This is a genomic window from Haloferula luteola (genome assembly GCF_014201715.1).
Classification (GTDB): domain Bacteria; phylum Verrucomicrobiota; class Verrucomicrobiia; order Verrucomicrobiales; family Akkermansiaceae; genus Haloferula; species Haloferula luteola.
The window spans coordinates 181,899-208,857 of the sequence record NZ_JACHFD010000006.1 but is presented as its reverse complement, the minus strand read 5'-3'; the positions used below and the strand labels follow the sequence as shown (position 1 = coordinate 208,857).

The 26,959-nt window shown below is 60.2% G+C and carries 21 protein-coding genes; 12 read left to right on the top strand and 9 right to left on the bottom strand.

Going from position 1 to position 26,959, the window contains the following annotated elements; all coding sequences use genetic code 11:
* Positions 1–36 precede the first annotated feature (36 nt).
* From HNR46_RS08125 to HNR46_RS08110, 4 genes are all read right to left on the bottom strand, one after another.
* Positions 37–2,589 (bottom strand): tetratricopeptide repeat protein, encoded by a 2,553-nt coding sequence (locus HNR46_RS08125; protein WP_184017597.1) that lies wholly within the window; start codon positions 2,587–2,589, stop codon positions 37–39.
* A 49-nt stretch (positions 2,590–2,638) separates the two neighbouring features.
* Positions 2,639–4,012, bottom strand: coding sequence for a sigma-54-dependent transcriptional regulator (locus HNR46_RS08120; protein ID WP_184017595.1), 1,374 nt, complete (start codon positions 4,010–4,012; stop codon positions 2,639–2,641).
* Between the two features lie 199 nt (positions 4,013–4,211).
* Positions 4,212–4,922: an undecaprenyl pyrophosphate synthase gene (uppS, locus tag HNR46_RS08115; RefSeq protein ID WP_184017593.1), complete on the bottom strand. Its 711-nt coding sequence runs from the start codon at positions 4,920–4,922 to the stop codon at positions 4,212–4,214.
* A gap of 126 nt (positions 4,923–5,048) precedes the next feature.
* The gene (locus HNR46_RS08110; RefSeq protein WP_184017591.1) at positions 5,049–5,291 is read right to left on the bottom strand and encodes a DUF3634 family protein; all 243 of its coding nucleotides are present in this window, start codon (positions 5,289–5,291) and stop codon (positions 5,049–5,051) included.
* 180 nt (positions 5,292–5,471) lie between these two features.
* On the opposite strand from HNR46_RS08110, the gene HNR46_RS08105 reads away from it, so the two are divergent.
* From HNR46_RS08105 to HNR46_RS08080, 6 genes are all read left to right on the top strand, one after another.
* On the top strand, positions 5,472–6,911 hold the full coding sequence (locus tag HNR46_RS08105; protein ID WP_221285074.1) for a Gfo/Idh/MocA family protein: 1,440 nt from the start codon (positions 5,472–5,474) through the stop codon (positions 6,909–6,911).
* A gap of 77 nt (positions 6,912–6,988) precedes the next feature.
* Entirely contained in the window at positions 6,989–9,676 is a 2,688-nt protein-coding gene (locus HNR46_RS08100) for an endonuclease/exonuclease/phosphatase family protein (RefSeq protein ID WP_184017586.1), read from the top strand.
* A 209-nt stretch (positions 9,677–9,885) separates the two neighbouring features.
* Complete coding sequence (locus HNR46_RS08095) at positions 9,886–15,630, top strand: Ig-like domain-containing protein (RefSeq protein WP_184017584.1); 5,745 nt, start codon at positions 9,886–9,888, stop codon at positions 15,628–15,630.
* 240 nt (positions 15,631–15,870) lie between these two features.
* Positions 15,871–17,223 carry a glycoside hydrolase family 10-like protein gene (locus tag HNR46_RS08090; RefSeq protein WP_246417984.1) on the top strand — a complete coding sequence of 451 codons (1,353 nt, stop codon included), beginning with the start codon at positions 15,871–15,873 and terminating at the stop codon, positions 17,221–17,223.
* 106 nt (positions 17,224–17,329) lie between these two features.
* Positions 17,330–17,530: a hypothetical protein gene (locus HNR46_RS08085; protein WP_184017580.1), complete on the top strand. Its 201-nt coding sequence runs from the start codon at positions 17,330–17,332 to the stop codon at positions 17,528–17,530.
* A gap of 34 nt (positions 17,531–17,564) precedes the next feature.
* The gene (locus HNR46_RS08080) at positions 17,565–17,810 is read left to right on the top strand and encodes a CDGSH iron-sulfur domain-containing protein (RefSeq protein WP_184017579.1); all 246 of its coding nucleotides are present in this window, start codon (positions 17,565–17,567) and stop codon (positions 17,808–17,810) included.
* Here HNR46_RS08080 and HNR46_RS08075 read toward each other — a convergent pair.
* Positions 17,792–18,835, bottom strand: a complete 1,044-nt coding sequence (locus HNR46_RS08075) for a tRNA dihydrouridine synthase (RefSeq protein WP_221285073.1) — start codon at positions 18,833–18,835, stop codon at positions 17,792–17,794. The genes HNR46_RS08080 and HNR46_RS08075 overlap by 19 nt on opposite strands.
* A complete protein-coding gene (locus tag HNR46_RS08070) occupies positions 18,835–19,437 on the bottom strand; it encodes a flavin reductase family protein (protein WP_184017577.1) in 603 nt (200 codons plus the stop codon). The genes HNR46_RS08075 and HNR46_RS08070 overlap by 1 nt, the downstream gene beginning before the upstream one ends.
* 94 nt (positions 19,438–19,531) lie before the next feature.
* Between HNR46_RS08070 and HNR46_RS08065 the strand changes: the two genes are divergently transcribed.
* The 3 genes from HNR46_RS08065 (at position 19,532) to HNR46_RS08055 (ending at position 21,288) form a co-directional block, all read left to right on the top strand.
* A complete protein-coding gene (locus HNR46_RS08065; protein WP_184017575.1) occupies positions 19,532–19,741 on the top strand; it encodes an RNA-binding protein in 210 nt (69 codons plus the stop codon).
* A gap of 24 nt (positions 19,742–19,765) precedes the next feature.
* Positions 19,766–20,662 (top strand): RsmB/NOP family class I SAM-dependent RNA methyltransferase, encoded by an 897-nt coding sequence (locus HNR46_RS08060; protein WP_184017573.1) that lies wholly within the window; start codon positions 19,766–19,768, stop codon positions 20,660–20,662.
* A 65-nt stretch (positions 20,663–20,727) separates the two neighbouring features.
* Complete coding sequence (locus HNR46_RS08055; protein ID WP_221285072.1) at positions 20,728–21,288, top strand: thioredoxin family protein; 561 nt, start codon at positions 20,728–20,730, stop codon at positions 21,286–21,288.
* Positions 21,289–21,297: 9 nt separating this feature from the next.
* Here the strand turns inward: HNR46_RS08055 and HNR46_RS08050 are convergent, their stop codons facing one another.
* Genes HNR46_RS08050 through HNR46_RS08040 form a run of 3 tightly spaced genes read right to left on the bottom strand, consistent with a single transcriptional unit; the run spans position 21,298 to position 23,799 of the window.
* On the bottom strand, positions 21,298–22,071 hold the full coding sequence (locus tag HNR46_RS08050) for a dienelactone hydrolase family protein (RefSeq protein ID WP_184017571.1): 774 nt from the start codon (positions 22,069–22,071) through the stop codon (positions 21,298–21,300).
* A gap of 46 nt (positions 22,072–22,117) precedes the next feature.
* Complete coding sequence (locus tag HNR46_RS08045; protein WP_184017569.1) at positions 22,118–23,431, bottom strand: homoserine dehydrogenase; 1,314 nt, start codon at positions 23,429–23,431, stop codon at positions 22,118–22,120.
* A 47-nt stretch (positions 23,432–23,478) separates the two neighbouring features.
* A complete protein-coding gene (locus tag HNR46_RS08040; protein ID WP_184017567.1) occupies positions 23,479–23,799 on the bottom strand; it encodes a hypothetical protein in 321 nt (106 codons plus the stop codon).
* A 93-nt stretch (positions 23,800–23,892) separates the two neighbouring features.
* Between HNR46_RS08040 and HNR46_RS21360 the strand changes: the two genes are divergently transcribed.
* The 3 genes from HNR46_RS21360 (at position 23,893) to HNR46_RS08025 (ending at position 26,955) form a co-directional block, all read left to right on the top strand.
* The gene (locus HNR46_RS21360; RefSeq protein ID WP_184017565.1) at positions 23,893–25,245 is read left to right on the top strand and encodes an OmpA family protein; all 1,353 of its coding nucleotides are present in this window, start codon (positions 23,893–23,895) and stop codon (positions 25,243–25,245) included.
* 74 nt (positions 25,246–25,319) lie between these two features.
* Positions 25,320–26,141: an HAD hydrolase family protein gene (locus HNR46_RS08030; RefSeq protein WP_184017563.1), complete on the top strand. Its 822-nt coding sequence runs from the start codon at positions 25,320–25,322 to the stop codon at positions 26,139–26,141.
* 10 nt (positions 26,142–26,151) lie between these two features.
* Entirely contained in the window at positions 26,152–26,955 is an 804-nt protein-coding gene (locus tag HNR46_RS08025; RefSeq protein ID WP_184017561.1) for a protein-disulfide reductase DsbD domain-containing protein, read from the top strand.
* Positions 26,956–26,959 lie beyond the last annotated feature (4 nt).

Below are 26,959 nucleotides of genomic sequence, written 5' to 3'. Positions count from 1 at the left end.
TTTCCGTGAGGTGGGGACGATCGCGAGCAAGGAGCGTCAGCGATCGTAAATCATGTGCTCCAAGCGCAGGTTTTTGGCTCGCTCAGCGGCTTCGGCGGCATTGGGCCCGTTGAGGCTGGCGATGCGACTGGCGAGCTTCATGGCGGCGGACCACTGCTCTCGTTTTTCAAGAATGAGGAGCGCTTTGCGGCCGCAACCTTCGATGGCATTCCAATCGCCATCCTTGGCTTCAGAGGCATTCTGGACGACCTGCATGTAGGCATCCAGAGCGGCATCTTCACGGTCTCCGAATTGCTCGAGGGTCATGCCTTTTTGGTAAAGAACGGACTGTCGGGAAGAGGCGTCCTCGGGGAGCATGGAGAGGAGACGATCCTGAACTGCGAGGGCGCGTTCCAGAACTTGAGGACTTTCCTGCGCCCGGGCGTAGAGGGCCTCGCCGAGTTTGAGGCCAACGTCGACGAGCAGCGGGTCTTGGGCTTGGAGTTCTTTCATCCACGGCTCCAGCAGGGCGATGGCGTCATCGAGCTGCGAGCGCAGGATGTAGAGGTCGGCGAGTTCGAGCCGTGCGAAATCGCGAAAGGGGGAGTCCTTTTCGGCGAGTTGTTTGAAGAGCCCAATGCTCTCCTTGCGGGCTTGAGGGGTGGCTCCTTCGGCTGCGGCGCGGGCGGCGAGCAGGAGTGCGGCGGGGGCATCGGGGTGGTCGGGTGACTCCTGGACGAGAGTTTTGAGGACGATCCCTGCAGCGTTGAAGTCCTTGTTTTGGAACAGGGCGCGGCCCCGTTCGTAAAGGAGCAAGGGGCGGGCTGGGTCTTGGGGGTGTTGGGTGAGGAACTCGGCGGCGAGGGCGGCGGCGGCGGGCCAATCGCTGAGAGCCTGAAGGCGGCGAATCTCGACCAAGGTCAGTGTGGCAGCGGGCAACGAGCTGCGGGCATCGGCAGGAATGGCGTCGAGGAAAGCCTTGGCGGCGATGGGATCGGGTGGGACGGCGTTGACCGCTGCGAGAGCGGCATAGAGGCGTCCTTCAGCGGCCCGAGGGTGTTGGGGATGTTGAGCGAGGAAGGCCTCAAGCTCCGCCCGCGCGCCGGGATCGCGATGGGTCGCGAGGTAGATGCCACGCTCCAGAGCTAGGTGCGCGGTGAGCTCGGGGTCTGCGACTTGTTCGATGAGGGAGTCGAAGGCCGCAAGTTGCCCGGAGGCAAGGAGGGATACGGCAGCATTTTGCTGGGCGGCGACCTGTTGTTCGTTTTCCAGAAGGGTGGAGGCTTCTTGGAAGAGGGTGGAGGCCTGTTGGAAATCGCCATCGCTGAATCGCGAGCTGGCTTCGAGAGCGAGGGCTTCTGCCCGCAAGGTGGCGGGGGAGGGGACTCCGCGTTTGCCAAGGAGAGCGAAGTGAGCGGCGGCTTGATCTTTGCGGCCAGCCTCGAGGTCCCAGCGGCCGAGATCGAGCAGCGAGCGCGCGACCAATGGGTGTTGGGGAAACTCTTGGCGCAAGCGAATGAGAAGCCGACGTGCCTGCAGGGAGGCATCGGCGACGCCCAGTTGGCGGGTGGCAATGGCGAGGTAGTAAAGGGCTTCCGCGCCAACGCTTTGGGCGCTGGCAACAGGGAGGGCCGGCCAGGAGCCGGAGGCGTTTCCCGATTCTCCCAGAATGGAGGGCGACCCGGTGAGGGCTGAGGGAGCCCATTCGCGAAGTCGCGTCAAGATGGGGTCATTGGGAGTGGGTTGCTCGGGCAAACACCGTAGTAGAGTGGAGAAGGCAGCATCCAGAACCGGCGAATCCGGATGGAGTTGGATGAAGGCCAGGAGTCCATCGGCCGCGGGCTGGGTGGCGCCCTGAGCCAGTCGGGCGCGGGCGAGTTCAATGGATGCGAGGTGGAAGTCGCGCAGTGATTGGCCTTCGGGAGATTCCGTGAGCTGGTTGAAAAGTGTTTCCGCTTCGGCAGGACGTTCGAGATCGATGAGGGCTTCTCCGCGGAGGAAGTCGGCTCGTTTGGCAATGTTGGCGGGCAGGTCACTGCGTTTGGGCAGGGCTTCCAGCGCGGCCTGAGGTTGTTTGGCCTCGAGCAGGGTTTCGGACTTGAGCAGCCGGGCGATGAGGGGAGCGTTGCGTTCGCGCCCCAAGCGGTCGAAGGTGGCGACCGCGCCGGCAAGGTCGCCGAGGGAGCGCTCGACCAACGCTTGCGTGAGCAGCGCTTCCTTGAAATGGGGAGAGCCTTCTTTGATGAGGGCAAAGACCTCAAGGGCATCTTGAAAGCGACCGGCACCGGTGAGGGCTTGAGCTTTCCAGAATAGGGCTTCGGGGTCTTCCGCCAGCGTGGGATCGGCGAGAGCTTGGAGGGCAGCCTCGGGTTGTTGGTTGCGAACCTGGGATTCTGCGAGGCGCAGGCGCAGGGTGCGCAGGTCCTCAGGGGTGAGGTCGGGGGCTTCCAGGGCTGTTTGAAAGCGCGCGATGGCGACCGGCCAAAGTTCCCCGGACAGGGCATCCATGCCTTGGCGGTAGGCTTCGAGCTGGGCCAAGTCCTCTGCGCCGAGCGGCGGGACGAACAATGTCGCCACGAGCAGGGCAGGACGGAGGCGGGGCAGGCGCATGCGGGAAGCTATGCCGGGCAGCCGGGTCATGGCAATGGCGGCCGTCGCTTCAGTCGCGGGAGTTCCAATCGCGGAACTCGACTTGAGAGAGGCCTAGAAGCTTGGCGGCGCGTTTCATGTCGCCATCGTTGCGTTCGAGTGCCCGCGAGGAGATGGTTTCCATGAGCCATTTGTGGGCGCTATCGGACGGCATGCGGTCGAGCAGGGTGTCGATGGCCTTGTTGATGCCATTGATCTGCTCGGGGGCCACGGCCAGCGGGATGTCACCGGGAAGGAGAACGTTCGATGAGGCGAGTGCGCAGGCGCGTGCGATGGTATTTTCCAGTTCGCGGACGTTGCCGGGCCAATGGTGGGCTTGCAGAGCGCCAATCGCCTCGGACGAGAGGCGAATGCGCGCCATGCCGTTCTTGCGAGTGATTTTCTGCAGGAAGAACTCGGCGAGAAGCGGGATGTCTTCCGGCCGGTCGCGCAAGGGCGGCAGTTTCACTTCGACCACGTTGAGGCGGTAGTAGAGGTCCTCACGAAAGCGTCCCGCGGAGACTTCTTCTGCGAGATTGCGATTGGTGGCGGCGACGATCCGGGTATCGGCCTTGATGACTTCATTCGAGCCGACCCGTGAGAAAGTGCCGTCTTGGAGGACACGCAGCAGTTTGACCTGCACGGAGAGGGGCATTTCGCCGATTTCATCGAGGAACAAAGTTCCGCCATCGGCCTGTTCAAACCGTCCGGCGCGTTTCGCGATGGCTCCGGTGAAGGCTCCTTTTTCGTGGCCGAAAAGTTCGCTCTCCAGCAGGTTTTCCGGGATGGCCCCACAGTTGATGGCGAGAAACTCGCGTTGCCGCCGCGGGGAGTATTCGTGGACGGCGGTGGCGACGAGTTCTTTTCCGGATCCCGATTCTCCAGTGACCAGAACGGGTGCATCGGAGCGGGCGACGCGGCCGACGATTTTGAAAACGTCCTGAAGGGGACGGGACACGCCGATGATTTTGACCCTGGCATCGGTGGCCTGGGGTTCGGCCTCGGGATGATGGGCTTCGCGGCGGTCCTCGGCGACTTGGAGAGCATTTTCGACGACCGGACGGAGCTCGAAGGAAAGGGCCTCCTTGCGCATCACGTCGTGAGCGCCCTGCTGGGTGGCCTCGATGACTTGACCGGTGCTGGGGAATCCAGCGGTGAGAATGAAAAGGGTATCCGGTGAGGTGAGCCGGATTTTTGCCAGCAGCTCCAGACCATCGAATGGCTGGAGCTGGAGATCCGCGATGACCAAGTCGACTTGCGTCTTGGCGACCACCTTCACGGCATTATCGGCATTGTCACAGCGGAGGATTCGAACTCCGTCAGCGGACAGGTGTTTCGTCGCCCACTCCAGAAAGTCGTGGTCCTGGTCGACGATGAGAATGGTTTGTTCCTGGGTGTGCTCCATGGGCGGGGGCGGGGGGAGCGTGGGGCCATCGCTCAACCAACGCAAGACCACAGGCAATCATGAGGTTGGCTCACCCTGCGGGGGGTGTTGCCGCAGTTTCCCGCATCGTAAATGACCGGAATACCTCATTCGGGTGATGCGATGATTCGGAATGAGTCATCGCAAGTGTTTCACGATCAGGGGGAAGTCGGAGTCGGGATCAAAGTCCACCGAATCGGCGGTGCCGTCTCGAGTATTCTTGAACCGCTTCGAAGAGATCGGCCTGTTTGAAATCCGGCCAAAACTTTTTGAAAATGACGATCTCCGCGTAGCTGATTTGCCACAGGAGAAAGTTCGACAACCGCAGTTCGCCGGAAGTGCGGACGAGCAGATCTGGATCGGGGAAGGGAGCGGTCCAGAGGCGGGATGCGAGAAGGCTGGGGGTGATGTCCTGAGGGTTCAGTCGGCCATCGGCGGAGTCTTGGGCAAGGGCGCGGGCGGCCTCCGTGATTTCCTCCCTTGAGCCATAGGAAAGGGCGAGAATGAGGGTCAGTGACGTGTTTCCCGCCGTGCGATCGATTGCGCCTTTCAGTTTCGCGCGGGTTTTTTCGGGGAGTCGATCAACTTGGCCAATTGCTTGCAGGCGGACATTTTGTTTCATCATTTCCTCGGCCTTTTGATCGAGGAAGCGTTCGAGAAGGGCCATCAACGCGGTGATTTCTGCCGCGGGTCGATTCCAGTTTTCCGAGGAAAAGGCGTAGAGGGTGAGGAACTTGACGCCGAGCTGTTTGCAGGCTTCGACGCACTCTCTTACGGATTCGGCACCGGCGCGGTGTCCGTCGCGGCGGGGCAATCCGCGTTCTTTGGCCCAGCGGCCGTTGCCATCCATGATGATGGCGATGTGAGTGGGGGTTTGGAGATCTTGGACCATTCGGGGAAGGGCGTGCGAAGGAGCAGGTAATTTGTGCGCCCATCTGATCAAGTCTGAATCCCGATCGGTGGGGTGGATGTGAAGAGCTGCGAATGGTGAAAGGAGGCGAGGGGGGACGGATGATTCTCAGGAAAGGGAAAGAACCAGAGTGTTGCGGAAGCGCTGATGCAGGTCTTTAGGGATCTCATGGGAGAAGTGGATCTTGCCGGTGGATTCGATCCAAATCTCGCCTCGGGAGAGATCGTGTTCCCGCGCCATTGAGGTAATGTCTGAGAGCATGCCGGCGTGATGTTTTCCCTTGCGGAGGATGGCTTGGCCCGAGCGGATTTCGATGGCAGTTTCAGAGAATAGTCGGGAGAGGAATTTCATGGGGAGAATCGTTGAATCTCTTGCCTCAACCGCATCCTAACAGGATGGGAGGGAATCGGCAAGCTGGGGGCGGAGGGTGGGAGTGCGGGCGGAAGAGGAATCGAAGATGGCGCGGATTTTCGGTGAAAAAGTTGTATGATGACAAAGATCTGATCCCTTGGTGCGTAAGGGAAAACTGTGATGAAACCCATGCATGCATCCTTCCGTTTCGGCCGTCGTCAGTTTCTTCAAGGAATCGGCGCGGCGTCCTTGGTCAGTTTGGCGGGTCCGGCTTTTGGAGCCCTTGGCGCCAATGGCCGAATCCGCATTGGAATGATTGGCTGTGGGGGGCGTGCGGATGCCTTGAGGGATCAGTTTTCCCGGGAGCCGGATGTGGAGATCGTGGCGATGGCGGATCCAGAGCAGAAGCATCTCGACGCGCAGGCCGCCAAGGTGCCCGGCGTGGCGAAGTATCAGGATTATCGTAAGTTGCTGGAAAGAAATGATATCGATGCGGTCATCATTTCGTCGCCGAATTATTGGCATGCCTTGCAAACCATTCATGCCTGCCAGGCGGGCAAGGATGTGTATGTCGAAAAGCCCGTCACGTCGTCCTTGGATCAGAGTGGACCGATGCTGGAAGCGGCGACCCGGTATCAGCGGATTGTTCAGGCCGGTACGCAGAATCGTTCCGACACGGGGCTGATCGAAGCGTTTGGCAGAATTCAGGAGGGAGAATTCGGCAAGATTCAGGCGATTCGGGGGTTGTGTTACCGGAACCGGACGTCGATTGGCAAACGGGACACGCCGCTGAAGCCTTCCGAGAGCCTCGACTATCAATTGTGGCTGGGTCCGTGCCAGGATCGGCCGATTTTGCGTCCGAAGCTGCACTACGATTGGCACTGGGACTACAACACGGGGAACGGTGATATTGGAAATCAGGCTCCGCACGAGTTCGACCTGATCCGCTGGGTTTTGGGTGATCCTCAATTCACGGGAGGGGTGGAATCGATCGGCCAGCGCTTTGGCTGGGACGATGCAGGGAATACACCGAATTTGCAGACGGTATGGTTTGATTGGGCGGGGGTGCCGGTGGTGTTTGAGGTGAATGACATGATGATGAAGCCGGACCTGAATGCTTCGCCTGCCTATCGCGGCGTGCGGGTTGGGGTGGTGGTGACGTGTGAGGGAGGGGAATTTCGCGGTGGGCGGGGTGGCGGCTATGTGGTGGGCGAGGATGGCAAGACGAAGATTGCTAAGTTCCCGGGAGATGCCGGTGGGGGGCACGCCCGGAATTTCCTGGATGCCGTAAAGTCACGGGATGCGAAGTCTCTGAAGGGACAGCTGGCGAATGCCATCAATGCCTGCGAGGTGATTCACTTGGGGAATCTTTCTCACCGGTCGGGTTCTCCGGTGCCGCGGAAGCAGCTCATTGAGGAGGTGCCCGAATCCATTGCCGAGGTGATCGAACGGCAGGAGAAGCAGCTGGCTTTTTGGGGAATCGATACCAACAAGGTGCCTTATCATCATGGTCCTGTGGCGACGCTCGATGCGGATGGCAAGGTCGGCGGTGGGGCTGCGATCGAGGAGCTTGCCAAGCCGCAATACCGGGAAGGCTTCGAGATTCCGAAAGAGATTTGATATCAGCGAATTCGTGGAATTTCGGGGGCGACGTTTCGGAAGTCGACCCCCGAAGTTCGCGGCGCTAGGAATCGGCGATGTTCCGGTTCGTCGTTCTTGCCTGGCTTCCCGCATGGATCGCGTCGGCCACGGGCTTGCGGGTGGCGACGTTCAATATTGAGACCCATCGCAATGCGGAGGGCTGGCCGGATTATGCGCTCGGAGACCCAGGTACTCTCGACCATGACAGCGTCGCGGCAATCTTGGAGCGGATTGATGCCGACGTGGTGGCTCTGCAGGAGGTGCACACCTCGGATCTGAGTGGAAGTCCGCTGAGTGAGGTCGAGTTGTTGGGGCAGGAACTGGGGTTGCCGTATGTGCATGCTGGGAGCAATTCGGGCAATTTTGACACCAGCCTGCGGGTGGTGATTTTGTCCCGTTACCCGTTGTTGATGGCGGATTCGGTGACCTCACCCGGCGGGGCGAAGGAGATCAGTCGGCACGTTCCGGCGGTGGTGGTGGATGTGCCGGGGACGACGGCTGATCCTCTGATCCTGTCGGCGCACCTCAAGTCGGGAACGACGACGGCGGATCGATTCCGTAGAGCGATTGAGATGCATCGGTTGGTGGAATACCTCGATGCCTCGGGATTCACGGAAGCTGACAATTTCATCGTGATGGGGGATTTCAATCCCTCGTCTTCAGATACGACGTTCACCAGTCTGCCGTCTGGGTTGCCCTCCACCTATGTGCTGGGAGGAGATGTGAGTTTTCCGGTGAAGTATTCGACGCAGATGTTGTCGTATTTTCAGGAGGTTTCACCCGTGCAATTGGACCCCCGGCAGTTGAATGGAGATGACGGAACCTATGAATATGGGCAGACTCTTGATTTGCTGATGGTGTCGCCTGCTATGGCGAGTCGACCGCATGGATCGGAGGTGTACGATTCGGCGGCCGATGTGGCCATGGGAGGTGGGCTCGCCAAGCCCGGTCCCTTGCCGTATGCAGAGGCGAGTGCCGATGCGTCGGACCATTTTGCGGTGTTTGCGGACTTCGAATTGGATTCGGATTTGGGGAGCTTGGGGTTAGCGGCTTCGCAGGTGGTCCTGACGGAAGGGTATGAGGCGGTGCAGATGACGGTCACTTTGCCTTCGGTTCAAAGCTCCGCCGTGGAAGTGACTCTTACGGCTACGGAGGAGGGAGGAGTTTTTGGAGCGTCGACTTTGACGATTTCCGCAGGGGAAACGGTTGGGACGACGTCGTTTTCCGTGCCTCGGGATTTTTTGGTGACCGGCGACCGGCAGGTGACGGTGAATGCAAGTGCAGGTGGATTTGATTCGGCCCAGGCAGTATTGGAGGTGCACGAGGGCGACGGAGCTTATGAGTTGGGCCGGGCTGAAAGCTCGGTGGTGGAGAGCTTCGATGGTTTCGAAGGAACTTCGGCTCCGGCACCTTGGCAGCAGTGGCTGGAGGGAGAGGAGGAACCCATCTGGTTGGGACGAGATGCCGGCAGTCTCGTGAGTGCGGGAGCACGGTCGTATGGCATCGGCACAGATGGGAGTCTGGGAGTGTTGGGAAGTCGTGCGGTGTGGCAGGCCAGTGTTCGCAACACTTCGGAGGAATGGTTGTCGATTTTGGATCTGGCGTACGATGCTGAGCAGTGGCGATCGTCGCAGGGCGGTTCAGCGGATGGCATCGAGATATCGGTGGTGGTGGAGGGGCAGGTCATTGCGGTCCCTGGTCTTACTCACGGGGCTCGGACTGATTTGCCATCGGGATCGATCGACGGGGGTTGGACCACGCATCATGAGGCCCGAGTGACGGGGTTAGCGATTCCACCGGGGGGCGAATTTGGGCTGCGAATGGCGTTTTTCGTGGATGCTTCGGCGGCGCCGCCATCGACGGACGTTTGGATCAATGAACTCCATTACGACAATGAGGGTTCGGACAGCGGCGAGTTCATTGAGGTGGTGGTTGGCCCTGGTTTCACGGGTTCGCGCGAAGATTTGGCGGTGTTTCGTTACAATGGATCGGTGGCGGCGGCAGCGACGGTTTATGGGGAGGCTTTGTCCCTGGCGTCGGATTTCACCGAGGGTTCGGTCGAAGGGGGGTATCAGATCCTGGTTGCGGATTTGCCCGCGGATGGGTTGCAAAATGGGGGGAACGATGGATTGGCGGTGGTCGATCAAAGAACGGGTGAGGTGCTGCATCTGATCTCCTATGAGGGTGTCATGACGGCCTCTGATGGGCCTGCGGCGAGCATGAGTTCGGTGGACATCGGGGTCGCGGAAAGTGGCAGCACGCCTTTGGGGGCGTCACTTGGGTTGGTGGGCAGCGGGGCGGCTTCGGCAGATTTCGCATGGGCGAATTTTTCGGCGTCGAGCAGGGGTGAGTTGAATCCCGGGCAGATCCTTGATTCGGCGGCGATGGGATTTCAGGGATTGGCGGTGGATGATGTGGTGATGACTTTCGTGGGCGATCTTGATCGGGACGGCATGGCCGATGGTGAGGATGAGGACGATGACAATGACGGTCTCAGCGATGGTGATGAGCTCGCATTCGGGAGTGATCCGAGAGACCGGAATTCGGTGTTTCGGGTGGAGGTGGACGCGTCGGGAGTGCGATTTCCCGGGGCGGAAGGGATCGATTATACGGTCGAGTGGTGCGACGATTTGTGGAGCTGGGACCACCAGGAGCAGGTGGAGGGGGCAGGGGGAATGGTCACTTTTTCGCTGCCGGAGGGGGAATCTCACATTTTCGTCAGAATCCGTGCGGGGGAACCCTGAGCCGACCTCTGAACGGGAGGAGTGAGGCCTTCCGATGTGGCTTGCAGAGTGTCAGAGGTTTGGTGAGGGGAAGGAGGGCGAGGCGTATGACGGGAAGGCGGGTGAGATGGGGGAAATGTGTCGATATTGTTGAAAACAGCTGAGTTACGTTTGCGTCGCACGACTCTTCTCGGCGGGATGGAGGGCGATTTTGTCTGGTCCACGCCGCGATGACTAGAACCTTTGCCGCCGCCTCATCCGCGGCACTCTACCTCACATGTAGCGTGCAGGGCATGGAGTTCGGGAACGTGGACGTGGTGCAATTGAATGCCACGAACAACGGACTCGATTCTGCCAGCCCTGCCGTTTCCGTTTCCGTTGCTCCCGGGAGCACGGCGAACTTCAGTATCCGTGCTGCCAACCGTGGCGATACCGATGTCAGCTTTGGCATGGAAGACGACACGGCAGGTGGCGTCATGCTTACCAGTGTGCGTGAAAATGGCCGTGACAACTCCGCGACCGGCGACACCACAGGTCTGAGCTACGCGACCTCTCATGGCGATCTGGGATCGGGATACTTCTTCATTCCGGTGGCCCACTCTCCTTTGGGCAGCGAGTTCAACATCAACATCGCCGCGGCGTTCTTCCCGTTCACGGAAGGCTGGATTTGTGGTTACACCCAGAATTCCAGTGGGACCAATGGTGGAGTTCAGGACGAACTTCACGTTTCTGCTGGGATTGCAAGTGGAGCCCAGTTTTTCGACAATGGCAGCGGCAACTTCAAACTCGATCTGACCACGCTGAGCTCCTACGGCGTGAATGCAACGGGTGAGAATGGTGTTTTGTTGGTCACCGGATTCAAGAACGAGGACAACTTTGCGCTTTCTGCCGATAATGCGGATGGAACCTTCAATGTGGTTCTGAAAGACAACCAGAGCAATGGTACGGGAACGGAGCGGGATCCGATTTCATTTGTCTACATTCCGACTGCCGCTGCTGGACCGGATTTGGTGACTGCCGTGGGTCGCGTGCAGAGTGATGGCAGTTCGGAGGTTTCCGGGGGCAATTACACGGTCACCAAACTGTTGGGTCCGGTCGCCGGAGTGGATGCGGTGAATGCCTTTGGCACCACGGCCGACATGACCGCGCGTGAGACGCTTGAGCGTACTGCAAACACGGTCGACACCTCCACCGATCTGGCGGTGAGCGATGCCAGCGGGATCGTTGTGGGGATGGAAGTGAGTGGCACGGGAATCACGGAAGGCACCACGGTGGTGGCGATTTCCGGGACGACCATCACGATCAGCGAGCCGGCATTCGTCACGGATGCGGGCGTGTCGATTTCCTTCATCTCGGTGGCGAACGACACGACTCTGACGGTGGTGGACGCCAGCGGCATTGAAGTGGGTCAAAAGGTCAGCGGCACGGGAATCGCCGACGGCACGACGGTGGTGGCGGTGGATGGCACCCAGATTGAAGTCAGCAAGGGAGTGAGCGAAAGCGGCAGCGGTGTTGCCGTTGAGTTCGCTACTCAAGGCCGCTGGTTGTTGCAGATCGCTGCGCAAACGGGTGAGACGGGTACGTTGATCGTTTCTCCCTGCACGGGCGAGGCCAACAACCTCGACAACATCGTTTCCTATGAGTGGGACGCGGCCCTTGAGGGTTGGGTGGTGGAAAGTCGTGACATCGTCAATGCTACGGACAATCCGGTGCTTGAAGATGGTGCGGTGGCCGACGAGGACATGTTCAGCTTCGCATTCTTCACGATTCAGCCGGAGAACGAGCAGCCGACGATTGCGATCACTTCACCCAGCAATGGTCAGGTGTTTTCTCAAGGCAGCAGCGTGACGATCACTGCGGATGCGGCCGACGCTGCGCCGGGTTCGGTGACCGCGGTGGAGTTCTACCTGAATGGAGCTCTTGTCGCGACGGACACGACGGCACCGTATGAATACACGACTCCCGTTTACAGTTCGCCGGTGAACTTCACGGTCGATGCGATTGTCGAAGACAACGCGGGTGCTCGGACGACGGCGGAACAGGTCTACTTTTCAGTGGTTCCTCCCGCTGGCTCAGGGGGCTTGTTCTTCAATGGAGTCGATGACTACGTCACCTTTGGCGACGATCCGTCGTTGAAGCTTTCGACCTTCACGCTGGAAACTTGGTTTTACCGTGTAGGTTCGGGTGTGGCGACGGGCACTGGATCGGGTGGCGTGACCGCGATTCCGCTCGTGACGAAGGGGCGGGGCGAATCGGACCAGTCGAATGTCGATATGAACTACTTCCTCGGGATTGACGAGGAGACGGGAGTTCTGGCTGCGGACTTTGAGGATATCAATCTGGGCACGAATGCTCCTGTGTTTGGCAAGACTCCGGTTGAAATGAACACCTGGCAGCATGCGGTGGCGACCTATGATGGCACCGAATGGCGCCTGTATCTCAACGGGAACTTGGAAGCGGTAGTGAACACGGGTGGCTTGCTGCCGCGCGCCGATAGCATCCAGCACGCTGGCATTGGAACCGCCCTGAATTCACTCGGCGAACCAGCGGGATACTTCCACGGATTCCTCGATGAATCACGCATTTGGAACCGGGCATTGACCCAATCCGAGGTTCGTGAGCGCGTGAATTTCGAAATTCCTGCCGAGTCGGGATTGGTGGGTCGTTGGGGCATGACGGAAGGGGCTGGCGAGACGATCACCAGCACGGCTGCGGGCAATGTCGCTGGTTCCTTGATGAATGGTCCGATCTGGACGGCGGGTCACGCGTTCTCCTCGAACGCGAAGCCGGAGGTGGCGGTCACGAGTCCGCTTGAAGGCGACCGTTACTTGCTGGGAGAGACCATCGCGCTGACGGCTTCGGCTTCAGATGCGGATGGCACGATTACGAAGGTCGATTTCTTCGACAACGGCGTGCTGGTGGGATCGGACAATGCCGAGCCCTTTGAGTTCTCCTACACCAATGCTCCGCTGGGTGGCTTGCATCGTCTGACGGCGGTGGCGACGGATAACCTCGGTGAAACTTCGCTGTCCGGTGAGGTGGTGGTCGATGTGACTCTGCCGTCTCCGACCCTGCCGGGTTACACCGCTGGGGTGATCGATGGGGGTGACGTGGATGCCGACACGGAAGGCACCTCGCCTGCAGATCCGGCTAACTGGGTGGTGGAAAGTTCCACCGCGACGCCCCTGGCATTCGACAACCCTGGTACGGTTCTGGGTTCACCTGCGATCAACATCAACGGGGCCCCGGTGCCGTTCGCTTCGGGTCTGTTGATCGGCTCGAACTACACGGTTCTTGGTAATCTAGCGGCGGCCGACAACAACCTGTCGCCTTTCGAGAAGGAAGGCTACTATGGGTTTAGTGTGGAAGACAATGGTGGTCCGGGTGAAGACAATCCGGCCACTCCGGATGAATCGTCCCGATTTTCGCTGAGCTATCTGCCATTTGCCGATGGTTGGATCGGTGGCAATTTTGATGCCACGGGTGCTGTCATCGGGGGGAGTGCCAATCTCCCGGCTGGTGTATCGATCGTGAACACCAGCTCAGGTGCCTATGAAATCACGGGCCTGCCTGCATCGGGTAACTTGATCTCGATGGGTTACGGCGATGGCCTCGATAACGTGACGAGCGTGGGTCTTGCAGACGACAAGTGGACGGTCATCAGCCGTGACAACGGCCAAGGTGTCCAAAATTCGGCCTTCAGCTTCGTTTATGTTCCGGTGACGACTGAGCAGGTTTTCAGTGGATTGGTGACCAACGATGGCGAATTGGTAGCCCTGAATGATCAGCTTGGGGATGTTGGTGGTTCGGTGAACCTGGGCACCCAAGGCTACGAGGTGACCATCGGTGATGGAACGATCATCAACCCATCCAATTCGGTGATGCTGATTGCCGCGGATTACAATCATGGGAACGCAGGAGACAACATCATGTCGTACTCCGCGGTCGGCAATGTGTTCGTGGTCTTCTCGCAGGATCTTCCGGGTCTCAATGCCCAGTTCCAGCAGGGAGGATTCCGCTTTGTGGTGATGCCGATGGATTCGGTGACTCTGAACGGTGACGAAGTGGTGGTTTACGCAACGGACAACCAGGCGACGGAGAACAGCGATGACGACATCGTGCTGACTTTCCGGCGGTCGGGAGATACGGATGCGCCGCTGACGGTGAACTATTCGGTGGGTGGCACGGCCACTCCGGGTGACGACTACGACGTGCTTTCGGGCGCGGTGACGTTCCCGGCCGGAGAGTCGATCGTGGAGTTGGTGATTGCTGCGAATGGCGACGTTGAACTGGAGCAGGCAGAGAGCCTGATCGTGACTCTGCAAGCGGGTACGGGATACACCGTGGGTGTCTTCAATAAGGCGATGGCGAGCATTCTGAACGCAGCGCCCCAGGTGCCGACGACGACGGTCAGTTTCCAAGAGGGAACGGAGGCCTACACTGGGCAGTTGGATATGCTGGTGAGTGAGCGGGGAACCGAGTTCGATAAGTTGGGTGTCGACTACGACAACTACTTCCTCGACGGGCGCCCGGCCAACAGCAGTCCGGATGACAATGCGTTGATTCATTTCGACAACATCTTCGGGGATGGCCCAGGCCAGATTCCGGTGGGTTCGGAGGTGATCGATGCTCACTTGTATCTGACGACCTCTACGGTGGGCAACGCGCAGACGGGCGGGCCGTATTTGGTCGACCGTTTGGTGATTCCAGTGGATTATGTCACCGCGATTGGAGAGAACACGACGACCTGGGCGAACCTTGGTTTCGATGATTCTCCCGACAACTTCGAAGGATTCGAAGGGGCTCGTGGGGCATCGACTTTGTTGCCGGTTTCCGGTTTCGGAACGGTGGTGCAGGGCGGTGTCAATTCGGCGGATGTGACGCCGATCGTGCAGGCTTGGTCGAAGGGTGAGCCGAACTACGGTTTCTCGATCTTCTCGGGTGGAACGACGGATGGCTGGTCGATCTGCACAGTGGGGAACCCGAATCCGGTTCTGCGTCCTCGTTTGGTGGTGACCTACACGCCCCTCAGCGTGAAGGAATACTACTATGAGACGGATCAATCGGCGGTGCTCAACACCCGTGCGCTTCCCGATGGGGCGACGGTGGATGGCTCGGCCGTGGAAACGCTATTCCTCGACTTGAACGATGCGAATACGGGCACGACGGAAGCTCTGATGCGCTTCCCGGTGACCTTTGGGACGGGCGATGACGGGTCGATCCCGATCGGTGAGGAAGTGGTGAAGGCGGAGTTGTTGATCGTGACGAACTCGCCGATCTATCTGGGCAGCGGGAACGCTCAGACGGGTGGTGACTACACGGTGCACCAGATGCTCAACGATTGGAACACGGAGTCCTACTTCGGAAACCTGGGTCCGGTGGTTGGAACCGATATCAGCCCGGAAGCCGCTCGTTTCAACGGGATGGGTTGGAGTTCGATGAGTTACGTCGACATCACCACCGTCGTGCGGAACTGGCGTGCCGGTGCCGAAAACTACGGGGTGAATGTGAAGCCGGACACCGAAGATGGCTGGCAGCCGTTCTTCCCGGGTATCAAGAACAACCCGCAACTTGCAGGAGCGGCTCCGATGCTGCGCGTGCAGACGGCGATCATCACGCCGAGCCTGTTTGACCAATGGGCCACCCTCAATGGCATCTCCGGGTCGAACTTCAACGAAGACGCCGATGGCGACGGGATTGTGGAGTTGATGGAATATGCCCTGGGCCTGAATCCACGGCAGTATGATCTGCTTCCAAGCCTGCAAGCGGATGGCACGATTCGTTTCGGCAAGGGCGCGGATGCGGCAGCCGATCCGGCAGTGCAGTATGGTCTGGAAACCAGCACGGACCTTGTCGAGTGGGAGACCTGGACGCCGACGACCGACAATGAGTCGGAGATCAGCGGACAGCTTCCGATGGGTGAAGCGCGCGTGTTCGGTCGCCTCACCGTGAGCTACGTTCCGGTCACGGAATAAGAAATTCGAGATCCTCTGGGATCATTCGGCCGCCCTCCGGAGACGGGGGGCGGTTTTTTTGTGGGGGGCGGTGTGGATAGGGAACGAGAGAATGGGGTTTTCGCTGGGTCTCCGCTTGCGTGCCGGGGCGTTCGAAGGCATGGGGTAGGCGGTATGGTACTGCGCACGTTGGTTGGTCTTTTGCTTTTGATTTCAGCGGCTCTGGGACAGAGCTATCGGCCGTCTGGCGAGCGACCTCCGATGCCTCCGCGAGAGTTCCGTGGGGCCTGGGTGGCAGTGGTCCACAATATCGATTGGCCGAGTGCGAAGGGGCTAAGCGTCGCGAGCCAACAGGAAGAGGCACGGGCGATTTTGAATCAGATGGCCTCGCTGAATATGAATGCGGTGATTCTGCAGGTGCGACCTCATTGTGATGCGGTGTATGCTTCATCGCTGGAGCCATGGAGTCCTTGGTTGACGGGGACGATGGGACGGAGCCCGGGCTACGATCCGCTCGATTTCTGGGTAAAAGAAGCGCATCGGCGGGGCATTGAAGTCCACGCCTGGTTCAATCCCTTCCGTGCTTTGTCGAACGTGAATCATTTGGCGTGCTCCAGCCATGTGTCGAAGGCGGCCCCAGGGATCATCAAACGCTATGGATCGTTGTTGTGGTGCGATCCTTCGGCGCCGGAGACGCGGCAGCGGGCGATGGCCGCGATCCTCGATGTGGTGCGGCGATACGATGTCGATGGGGTGCACCTGGACGACTATTTCTATCCGTATCCGGAGGCGGGAAGAGGTTTTCCCGATGGCCGGTCTCCGGGGCAGCGACGAGCGATTGTCGATGATTTCGTCCAGAATCTCTATCGGCAGGTGAAAGGGGCGAAGCCCTGGGTTCGGGTCGGGATTTCACCTTTTGGGATTTGGCGGCCGGGAGTGCCTACAGGAATCGAGGCCGGGTTGGATGCTTACGAGCAGTTGGGTTGCGATGCCCGCAAGTGGCTGGCGAACGGATGGGTCGATTATTTGGCTCCGCAGCTCTACTGGAGGGACCAACCGAGAAAGCAGAGTTTTTCGGCCCTATTGGATTGGTGGCGGGAGCAGGGCACGCGCCCGGTGTGGCCGGGGATTGCGGTGTCCCGAGTCGGGAGTTCCGAGGACCCGGGACGCCCGGCCAGTGAGATCACCCGGCAAGTCGGGCTGAGCCGTCAAGTGGGCCGAAAGAACTACGTGGGGCACATTCAATGGAGCATGAAGGGGCTGATGCAGAATCGCGGAGGGGTGGCGAATCTTTTGAAGGAAGGAGCTTATGCGGAGCCTGCCTTGGTGCCGCCGATGCCGTGGATGGGGCAGCGGCAAGTGGGCCGTCCTTCGGCTCAGGCCTCGGCGTCGGGAGGTCAGTTGCAGATCCGTTGGAAGTCCGGTGATGGTCAGACGGCGAAGGTGGCGGTGATGGGGCGCAAGGGCCGGACGTGGCGCATGCTGGGGGTGAGGTCCGTTTCCAGTGGGGGTTTGGATTTCCAGCTCGGGGGGAAAGAGGCCCCCGAGGCACTGTCGATCAGTGCGGTCGATCGCTTTGGAAATCTCAGTGCCCCGGTGGTATTGGCGCGATGATCCAGATCCGGCAGGGAAATTGCTTTACTTCCGTTAGTCGGTCGGAGAAGAGTCCGCCCGTCCCGCCCACAGAGGATCAACGTGCTGCGTCCGATCCCCCATTGCTATGAACGTGAAAGTTTTTGTATCTGGTTCGGCCGCTCTTTTGACGGCATGGTTGGGAGTGACTTACTTCCGCGAAGTCCCCGGAGAGAGTTATCCGACCCTTGGTCGCAGCGCCAAGCCGCTGAGTGCCAAGGTCGAGGAGCCGAAGCCGGCGATGGATGAGTCGCTGCTTCAGGGCCTGGCGACGGTGGAGGTGAAGTGAGGCTTGGGGATCCGAGCGGGCCATTTCGCTTTGCATGCCTCAGCAGGAACCTGAGTCTGGTGGTCGTGCGCCTTGCACGATTCGTGTCGAGGCGGGAGTGCATTTTTGGTGTGCCTGCGGGCGCACCTCATTTCCTCCATTCTGCGATGGCAGTCATTCCGGGACGGGAATTCAGCCAGTGAGGTGGGAGCTCAAGGAAGCCAAGGTGATTTCGTGGTGCGGTTGTCAGCGCACCTCAACGCCTCCGTTTTGTGACGGCAGTCACCGTGAAGAGGGTTGAGAAACGGCGGGTCGCAACAGCTCGCTAAAGCCGCAGAAGAGTCGCGAGTTCTCGGGAGGGAGGTCGGGCACCGGTGCGTCGTGATCGAGGAAATCACGGCAGATCGCATCGAATTCCGATTCGGTTTTTGCCCGGCGGAGCTGGAATTCAAATTCGGGGGCGAATCCCTGGGTGACGAAGAGCATGGTTTTCTTCATTCTCTGCACGTGACCCAGGGCATCGAACTGCTGGGTATCCGCAGCGATTTCCTGATAGAGGCAGCGGACGTAATCGAGGAGTTCGCGGCAGCGCGGAAGGGTGGGAAGGGTTCCTGAAAAGACGGCGCGGAGTTGGTCAAAGATCCATGGATTGCGGATGGCGCCGCGGCCGATCATCAGTCCGGCAGCGGCGGTCTGCCGATGATAGGCGAGGCCAGCCGCCGCGTTGACGATGTTGCCATTGGCGATGACGGGGCAGGGGAGGGTCGCGACGGCTTGCGCCACGTATTCCGGATGGATGGGCGTCTGATATTTTTCCGCAACGGTTCGAGCATGGATGGCCAAGGCATCAATGCGGTGGCGGGAGAAGAGTTGCAAGAGGGCCTCGAATTCTTCCGGGGTGTGGTAGCCGATGCGGGTTTTGACCGTGAAGTGACGGGGGATAGCTTCGCGCAGATCGGAAAGGATCGCATCGATCTTCGGCAGGTTTCGCAGCAAGCCTCCTCCGGCTTCCTTTTTGCAAACGACAGGGGCGGGGCAACCGAGGTTGAGGTCGATGCCTGCCACTGGGTGCTGGAGAAGTTCCTGTGCGGTGCGGACGAGCGCGGTGCGGTCCTGCCCAATCATCTGGGCATAGATCGGCTTGCCGGTCGGGTTCTCATCGATGGAGCGCAGGATCCATGGGTCGGGGCGCGAAGCCTCGTGGACGCGGAAGTACTCGGTGACGTAGACGTCGGCACCTCCGAAGCGGGTGAGCACCCGCATGAACGTGAGATCCGTCACGTCCTGCATGGGTGCGAGGTAAAGCAGCGGAGGTGAATCAGCCATCAGGCGGGACGTTCGATTTCAAAGAGATCGCCGGTGCGGCAGTACCAATGGGGCGATGCCATGCGGCCGACGGGGGTGTGGAGGTGCTGATGGATCCGGAGTGTGGTGGGGTCGATGATCTCATCGAGGACATGAACGCGATGGACGATGCCAAGGACGAGTCGATTGGATCCAATTTCCTGGATGGAGTGGACCTTGCACTCAAGGGCGGCGGGTGCGAGGGCGACGCGAGGGGGCGCGACGGTGATCGAGGGTGCCATGGCGAGGCCTTCACGGGCTGCTTCATCGACTCCCGGAGCGAGGCTTGCTGCGGTGCGGACCATGGCTGGCGCGAGGGCTTCGGAGACCAAATTGACAACAAATTCGCCTGTTTCTCTCATGTTTCGCGCGGTGTCCTTGGGATTTCCGTCAGGACGATCGCCCGGTGCTACGGCGACCAAGGGCGGTTCCGACCCGAAGACATTGAAGAAGGAAAACGGGGCGAGGTTGACGATTCCGTTGGAGTCACTGGTTGAAATCCAGGCAATTGGGCGGGGGGTGATGAGGCTTGCGAGAACCGGGTAAGCGCGATCGGCGTGGGCGCCGAGAAGGTCGAGTTCCATGGCGAAAAAATCGGGTTGCGGGAGCCTCGCGGCCTTTGCCTTGACAATCAAGACTCGGGGGCAATGCTTCGCGGGGAAACGAAGTAAAGGAGGAATGGTGGACAACAACGATCTCTTGCATACGGAGAAGATTTTGGCGGACCGGAAGGTGTTTTTTCTCGATCTTAAGGAGAACGCGCGCGGTCGAGTGGTGAAGATCACCGAGGACGTGGGCGGCAATCGCGACACGATCATGGTGCCGGCCGAAATTCTCGGCGATTTCATCGCGGCTCTGGTCGATATCAAGGAGACGGCAGATCGCTGATCTCCGAGCCCAGCGCGATGAGGCATGAGTGCCCTGGCTGCTCGACTGGCAGCGAGGCTGTGGCGTGACGAATCGACTCGGGAGGCGTTCCTTGCGGCTTTGAGCCGTGGTGACGGAGGGCTGCCGGTCGATATCGGGGCGGAAACGGGAGGCCGCGATGGCTTGCCGGAGTGGACCCCGGAGTGGGTGAGTCGGCGGACGGGAGCTGCCGGTGAGCAGAGCTACGGACTCGATTTTTCGTCGGTTTGGGAGATGCAGGCGCTCTCTGTGGTGCCGCGGCCGGTGAGGCGCGTACTCGATGTGTGTGCTGCCCCCGGAGGCAAGAGCGTGCTGGCATCGAGGCATTTGGCGCCGGGGTTTCATTTGGCGAATGAGGTGGTTCCAAAGCGTCTTGGGATTCTCCGGCACAATCTTTCGCGATGTGGAATCGCGGCTCATACGCAGCGATGGGATCCTGCGCGTTTGGCCGTGGAGGCACCTGAGGCTTTCGACGGGGTGTTGGTCGATGCTCCGTGCAGTGGTCAGTCGCTACTGGCCCGGGGGGTGGAAAACCAAGGCTGCTTTCATCCTGCAACGGTGAAGGGGAATGCGATGCGCCAGCGGGGGATCCTGTCGTCGTCGGCGGCTTGCGTCGCACCGGGAGGATGGTTGGTGTATTCGACCTGTACGTTTTCACCGGACGAGAATGGGAAGAATATGCGATGGTTTGGCCGCCGATTTGAGGATTTTGAGCTCATTGAGGTGCCTGACCTGAAGCTCTGGGAAAGTGAAGATCCGCGTCTGCCTGGCTACACCTTGTATCCCCAGCAAGGTCTTGGTAGCGGGGGATTTGTCTGTGTGTGGCGAAAGCGGGGAGAGCGCTCGGAATTGCCGGAGCTATCGACGGCCTTGACGGAGTGGCCGGTGGCGGGCCGGGAATGAAGGCTTTCGCTTCGTGGGCGGTCGGCTAGTCTTCTGGCGATCTCCGCGAGGGAGAAGATTCCATCATGAGCCAAGGAATTTTGAAGTGGATCCGCCGATCCCTGATGCTGGTTTTGGTGGGGGGGATCAGTGTTTCGTGCGACAAGGTTTTGGACTCTCTGAAGCCGACGGATGAAGCGAAGGCTGCGGCGCCATCGGAGGGTTTCAAGAGTCTCGGTTCTGCCCACTTCGAGGCGTTCAAGAATACCCCGGGGAAGGTCGTGGTCGTGGATTTTTACGCGGACTGGTGTGGCCCCTGCCACAGTCTGAGTCCGAAGTTGGAAAAACTCGGCGGTGAATTTGAGGGCAAGGTGCTCGTGGGAAAAGTGGACGTCGATCAAGAGGGTTCCCTGGCTCACCGCCTAGGGGTTTCCGAGATTCCTGATGTGAGGATTTACCGTGGCGGACGGCAGGTCGAGCGGGTGATTGGTGACATTCCGGAGGATGCACTCCGCGCCAAAATTGAGGTGGCGGTGCGCGGACTGGAGCCGCCCGCGGATCAGGAAACGGATGCCAACAAGCCCGTGGAGTCGTATTTGAAGCCGGCGGATAAGGACTGGATGCCGGAAGGCATGCAGCGCCGGTGAAGGGCGGCTTCAGGAGTGGAAGATTTCCGCGAAGAAGTCCTTCATTTGCTGCCACGAGCGGCGGTCGGCAGCTTCATTGTAGGCGGCGCCTTTGGAGGGATCATTGCCTGCGCCGGGTTGGGTGAAGGCATGGACGGCGTGGCCGTAGCTGACCATCAGCCAGTCCGCACCTGCCTGTTCCATCTCGTGGTGAAAATCCTGAATCTGGGAGGATGGGACGTGGGGGTCCTCCGCCCCGTGACACACCAGAATCTTGGCCTTGAGGGTGTCGGAATCGGCCAGGAATCCTTCAGCGGCATCCAGGCCGCCATGGAAAGAGACCACACCGGCGAGATCGGCACCGCTGCGGGCGAGCTCAAGAACCCCGGTGCCTCCGAAGCAGTAGCCGATGGCGGCCACTTGGTCGGGGAGGGTGCGCTCGTCGGCTTTGAGAACGTCGAGTCCAGCCGTCAATCGTGAGCGATAGAGGGCGCGATCTCCTTTGTAGGTGCCAGCGACTTTGCCGGACTCCGGGGGCTGGGGGCGGATGCCTTTGCCGTAGATGTCGGCGGCGAGGACATTGTAGCCTAGCTCTGCGAGTTGGCGGGCGCGGCCTTTCTCGTAGTCGGTGAGTCCGGTCCACTGGTGGACGATGAGCACGGCCGGGCGGGGGCCATCGATGGCATCGTCGTAGACGTGAAATCCTTCGAGTTCGGTGCCGTGATCGTCATAGGTCACGGGATTTTCCACCAAGGCGGCCATGCAGGAGGCGGAAGCGAGAAGGAAGGGTGCAAGCCAGTTCATTCCGCCAACCAAGCAAGGCGGGCGGAATCGTCAAGCAGGCGTCACGTTACAACTTCTCGATGCGGAAGACGACAGGAGAGCTGTTGACGCAATCGAGCTGCTCAATGCGATCGAGGGTGGCCTGAAGTTTTCCGAACGAGCAGGTGTGGAGGAGAAAGACCATGTCGACGAAGTCGGCGTCGGGACTCTCGGGATTGACCGGGGAGTGGGTGCCGGAGATGCCGATGCCTTCTTTGGCCAGTTCGGTGGCGATTTCGGCGACCACACCGGGGCGGTCGGTGACGTCGAAGCGGACGTATGAGGCCGTCTCGGTGTTCTCGATGGGAAGCAGTTGGCCGGATTCGCGGTAGGGAAGAAAGCCGCGATGGCCGGTGGCTTGGCGGAGCGAACGGGCGGCTTCAACGAGGTCGGCGACGACAGACGAGGCCGTCGGATCCTGGCCTGCGCCGCGCCCGTAGAAGAGGGATTCGCCAGCGGCGTCGCCATGGACCGCGACGGCGTTGAAGACGCCATTGACGCTGGCGAGGATGTGGCTTTTGGGGATGAAGGAGGGCTGCACCCGCAGTTCGACGGCCCCGTTGGGATGTTCGCGGACCACGGCGAGAAGTTTCACGACGTAGCCGAGCCGGGTGGCGAAATCGATGTCGATGGGTCGAACTTGCTCGATGCCCGCGACGTGGACCATTGCCGGGTCGATGGGGAAACCGTAAGCAAGGGTAGCCAATAGGATGGCTTTGTGAGCGGCGTCCCAACCGTTGACGTCGAGAGCTGGATCGGCTTCGGCATAGCCGAGTTGTTGGGCTTCACCGAGGGCTGTTTCGAAATCCAGGCCAGCGGTGGTCATGCGCTCCAGGATGTAGTTGGAGGTACCGTTGATGATCCCGCTCATCGAGTGGATGCGGTTTCCGATGAAGGATTCCTGGACGGTCTTGATGATGGGGATGCCCCCGGCGACCGCAGCTTCGAAGTGAATCGGGGTGTCGTGTTCCTTGGAGAGGGCGAAGAGTTCGACGCCTCGTTCGGCAAGCAGGGCTTTGTTGCCCGTGACCACGGGTTTGCCTGCTTTCAGGGCTGCGGCGACGATTTCGAAGGCATCGGTGGTGCCGCCGATCAATTCGACGACGATGTCGACGGAGGGATCGGCGACGAGTTCCTTCCAATCGGTGGTGAGCACCTCCTGAGGCAGAGCGACGGCGCGAGGCTTGGAGAGATCGCGCACCAGCGCCTTGGTGACCTGCATGTCCACGGCGCCGCCGGTCCGATCACGGATCAGATCGCCATTGCGGCGGAGCGCGAGGATGACACCGGAACCGACGGTTCCGACGCCAGCGAGGCCAATGCCAAGGGTCGAGCACTTCATGGCGCGGAGTGTGCCCGGCTCCGCGTCAGGGGGAAGGGCAAAGCGGGTCAGGCTGACAGTTGTTTCAGGGCCAAAGCCCAATCGTCGTCTTCGCTGCCGGGGAGGCCGGCCTGAAGGCGTTCAAGATAGTTGTAGTAGGCTTGGGTCTGAAGTTGTTCGTGAGTGGGCGGCAACTTGGGAGTTGCGGCGGGCTTGGCGGCCTTTTTCGCGGTGGCTTTGGTGGCCGTCTTTTTGGCCGCCTTTTTGGTGGCGACCTTTTTTGCGGGAGTGGCTTTTTTCGCCGCGGTTTTTTGGGTGGTCTTTTTGGCGGTCACCTTTTTGGCCGGAGTTTTCTCAACAGCCTTCTTTGCAGCTTTTTTCGCAGGCATGACAGTGGGTGACTCCAGCAGGCTCAATGCCAAAGAAAAATCGCGCCACAAGGTCGTGATTGTTTCGGGCGAGGGAAGGCGTATTCTGAGCGCGTGGCGGACGACTACTCATGGCAGGATTTTCGGGATGATGGACCGTCCCGACTCCCCGGCCCGGATCATTTGGGCTGGTGGATCACGGTGTCGTTGTTGTTGGCGATTCTGCTGCACGGGATTGCTTTTCTGGCGCTGGGGAAGGTGAAGATTCTGTTGCCGTTCCAGGAGGCGGAGGAGGTGCGGACCCAGCCGATTCAGTTTGACCGGGTGGAGGTGCTGCCGCCGACGATGGATGAGGTGGCGCCGGAGCCGGAGAGTGTGCCGGTGGAGAGCACGGCCGAGTTGTTGGAGGAGATTGATGTGCTCACGCAATTGCCGGAGGATCATGAGCTGGACATCACCCCGGACACGGTGGATCCGGAGTTTGCGATCAAGCCGTCGCAGCCGGCGTTGTCGGGTGTGGCGGAGTTGCCGATCGAGATGGATGTCTCGGCCGGGTTTGATCTGGATGCGGAATTGCCTGAGTTGGGCCGCACGGAAGATCCGCTACCGGCTGCTGAGGACGGCCAGGTGATTGTGGATCCGGGTGCGGTGACGGTGGACGATTCGGCATTGGATGATTTCACCGAGGAAATTCTCCGGCGAGGGCAGGAGGACGGTGCGCTTCAGGGTACCTTGGAGGGGGTCGTGTCCTTGGACGACATGGTGGGCCTTCCGGAGAATGTTTTGGTGGGCAAGAAGACGATGCTGCCGAGTGATTTGTTGTTCGAATACAACAGTGCCGAGCTTCGGGAGAGTGCGCGGGTGGGCTTGATGAAGCTGGCTTTGTTGGTGGAGCGGAATCCGGGCCTCTATTGCTGGATTGAGGGTTACACGGATTTGTTTGGGACGGAGTCCTACAATTTGGAGCTTTCTCGCCGACGGGCGGAATCGGTGAAGTCTTACCTGACAGGATCGCTGAAGATCGACGGAAAGCGGATTGAGACGCGGGGTTTTGGGAAATCGGATCCTTTGGTGAACCAGGGAGATATTGACCAGCAGGCTCCGAATCGTCGGGTGGAGATTAAGATGCGGCGGACCCAGGCGCCACCACAGATGAAAGCGCGCCCGGAAGCGGAGGCGACTTTGGTGCGGCCCCAGGCGAATCCAGGGATGGAAGAGACTCCGGAAGCGCCTCCGAAAGCCATTTTGGTCAAACCCGCTCGGACCTTGCCCGTCGAGCCAGAGGCTCCGATGGAGGAGTCGGTGCCGCGAGCGCAGGTGGTGGAGGAGGAGCCGGCCCCACGGGCTCGGGTGGTGGAGGAAGAGGCTCCGCCCAAGGCTCGGGTGGTCGAGGAGGAACCCGCGGATCCGCCGCGTGCCGTCCCCGTGGAGGAGGAAGCTCCGAGGGCGGTACCAGTGGAGGAGTGAGTGGACTGGGGATGCGATGGCATTTCCGGGTGATCCGGGCTCGCCGGATGACGGGGTCGTGGTAACGAAGGGGCGTGAAACCGCTCGCGCGCCCTGATTCTCCCCGTTTGGTCCTGTGTTTCGATTTCGATGGCACGCTGCATGATCCGGCAGCGGTGCCGCCGGTGGTGGATGAGTTGTTTGTGTGTCTGCAGCGGCTGAGGGAGGAGCGGGGCGCGGTGTGGGGAATCAATACGGGTCGCGCGATGAATCACGTGGTGGAAGGTCTGGTGGAGTCTCACTTTCCTTTCAGCCCAGACTGGGTGGTGGCACGGGAGCGGGAGATTTGGTATCCGAATGCGGTGGGGCGCTGGGTTCCGGATGAAGGGTGGAATCGGCAGTGCGAGAAGGATCACCGCAAGTTTTTCAAGAAGATCGCGAAGTTATTGAAGCGCATCCGAGCGGAGGTGGAGGAGCACACGGGGGCGACCTGGGTGGAGCACGATGGCGATCCGGCTGGTTTGGTGTCGCGCACGGAGGAGGAGATGGAATGGATTGTCCGGCGGGTGGTGGAGATGGCGGCCGATGAGCCGCTGCTCGGTTGGCAGCGGAATTCGGTTTATCTGCGCTTTGGTCATCGGCAGTATCATAAGGGATCGAGCTTGCGGAAGGTGGCGGAGGGATTGGGGCTGGGACCGGCGGAGTGTTTTGCGATTGGCGACAGCCACAATGATTTCGAGATGCTTTCTCCTGATGCCGCCGGGCAGGTGGCCTGTCCGGGGAATTCGGTGCCGGAGGTGCGGGCGCACGTGGCTTCGGTGGGGGGCTATGTGTGTGATCTGACCCATTCGCGGGCCTGTGTGGAGGCGATGGAGCATTTCTTTCCTGTGGCTGGCGGTGGCGCGGATCGGGGTTAGAATGGCGGGCATGAAGCCTGTCATTTTTGCAATGTCGTCGCTGGCCTCGATTTCGTGGGCATTGGCTGGGGTGAAATCGGGGCACGCTGAGGCCGAGTTGTTTGCAGCGTCGGAGGGGTATGCGGCAGGTCAACCGGTGCAGGCCGCTTTGAAGCTGACCTTGGATGAGGGTTGGCACAGCTACTGGGTGAATCCTGGCGATTCTGGGATGCCGGTTTCGATCGAATGGGAGTTGCCGGATGGCTGGGTGGCAGGACCCTTGTTGTATCCGATTCCAGAGCGTTTTGTGACTTCGGGAATGGTGGGTTTTGGTTATGCCAAGGAGATCGTGATGCCGGTATTTTTGACCCCGGGTGAGGAGGCGGCGGGTGACGTGACGGTGAAGGCAAAGGTGGATTGGCTGACTTGCGATGATGCGGCCTGCATTCCTGGTGAGGCCACTCTGGAGTTGACCTTGGGAGAAGGGCTCGGGGAACCCAGCAAGCAGGCGGAGGAGATTGAGGAGGCCTTTCAAAAGGTGCCTCAGCCGATGTCAGGTGCTTCGCTGGACGTGGTTCGCGAGGGCGATCAGGTCACGCTGGCGATTGTGCTGCCAGCTACGCTGGACGGTGAGGGAGCTGAATTGATCCCGGCGACACCGAATGCATTGAATCCGGAAGAGCAGATTGTTTTGGGCCCCGGAGAGGGGGCATGGAAGGCGGTGGTGCCGGCCCATGAGTATGCAGCGGAGTCTTGGGAGTCGCTGGAAGTGGTGTTGGTGGGAGGGAAGCTCAAGGCCCCGCTGCTGCTGCATTGGGGGAAGGAAATGGAATAAATTC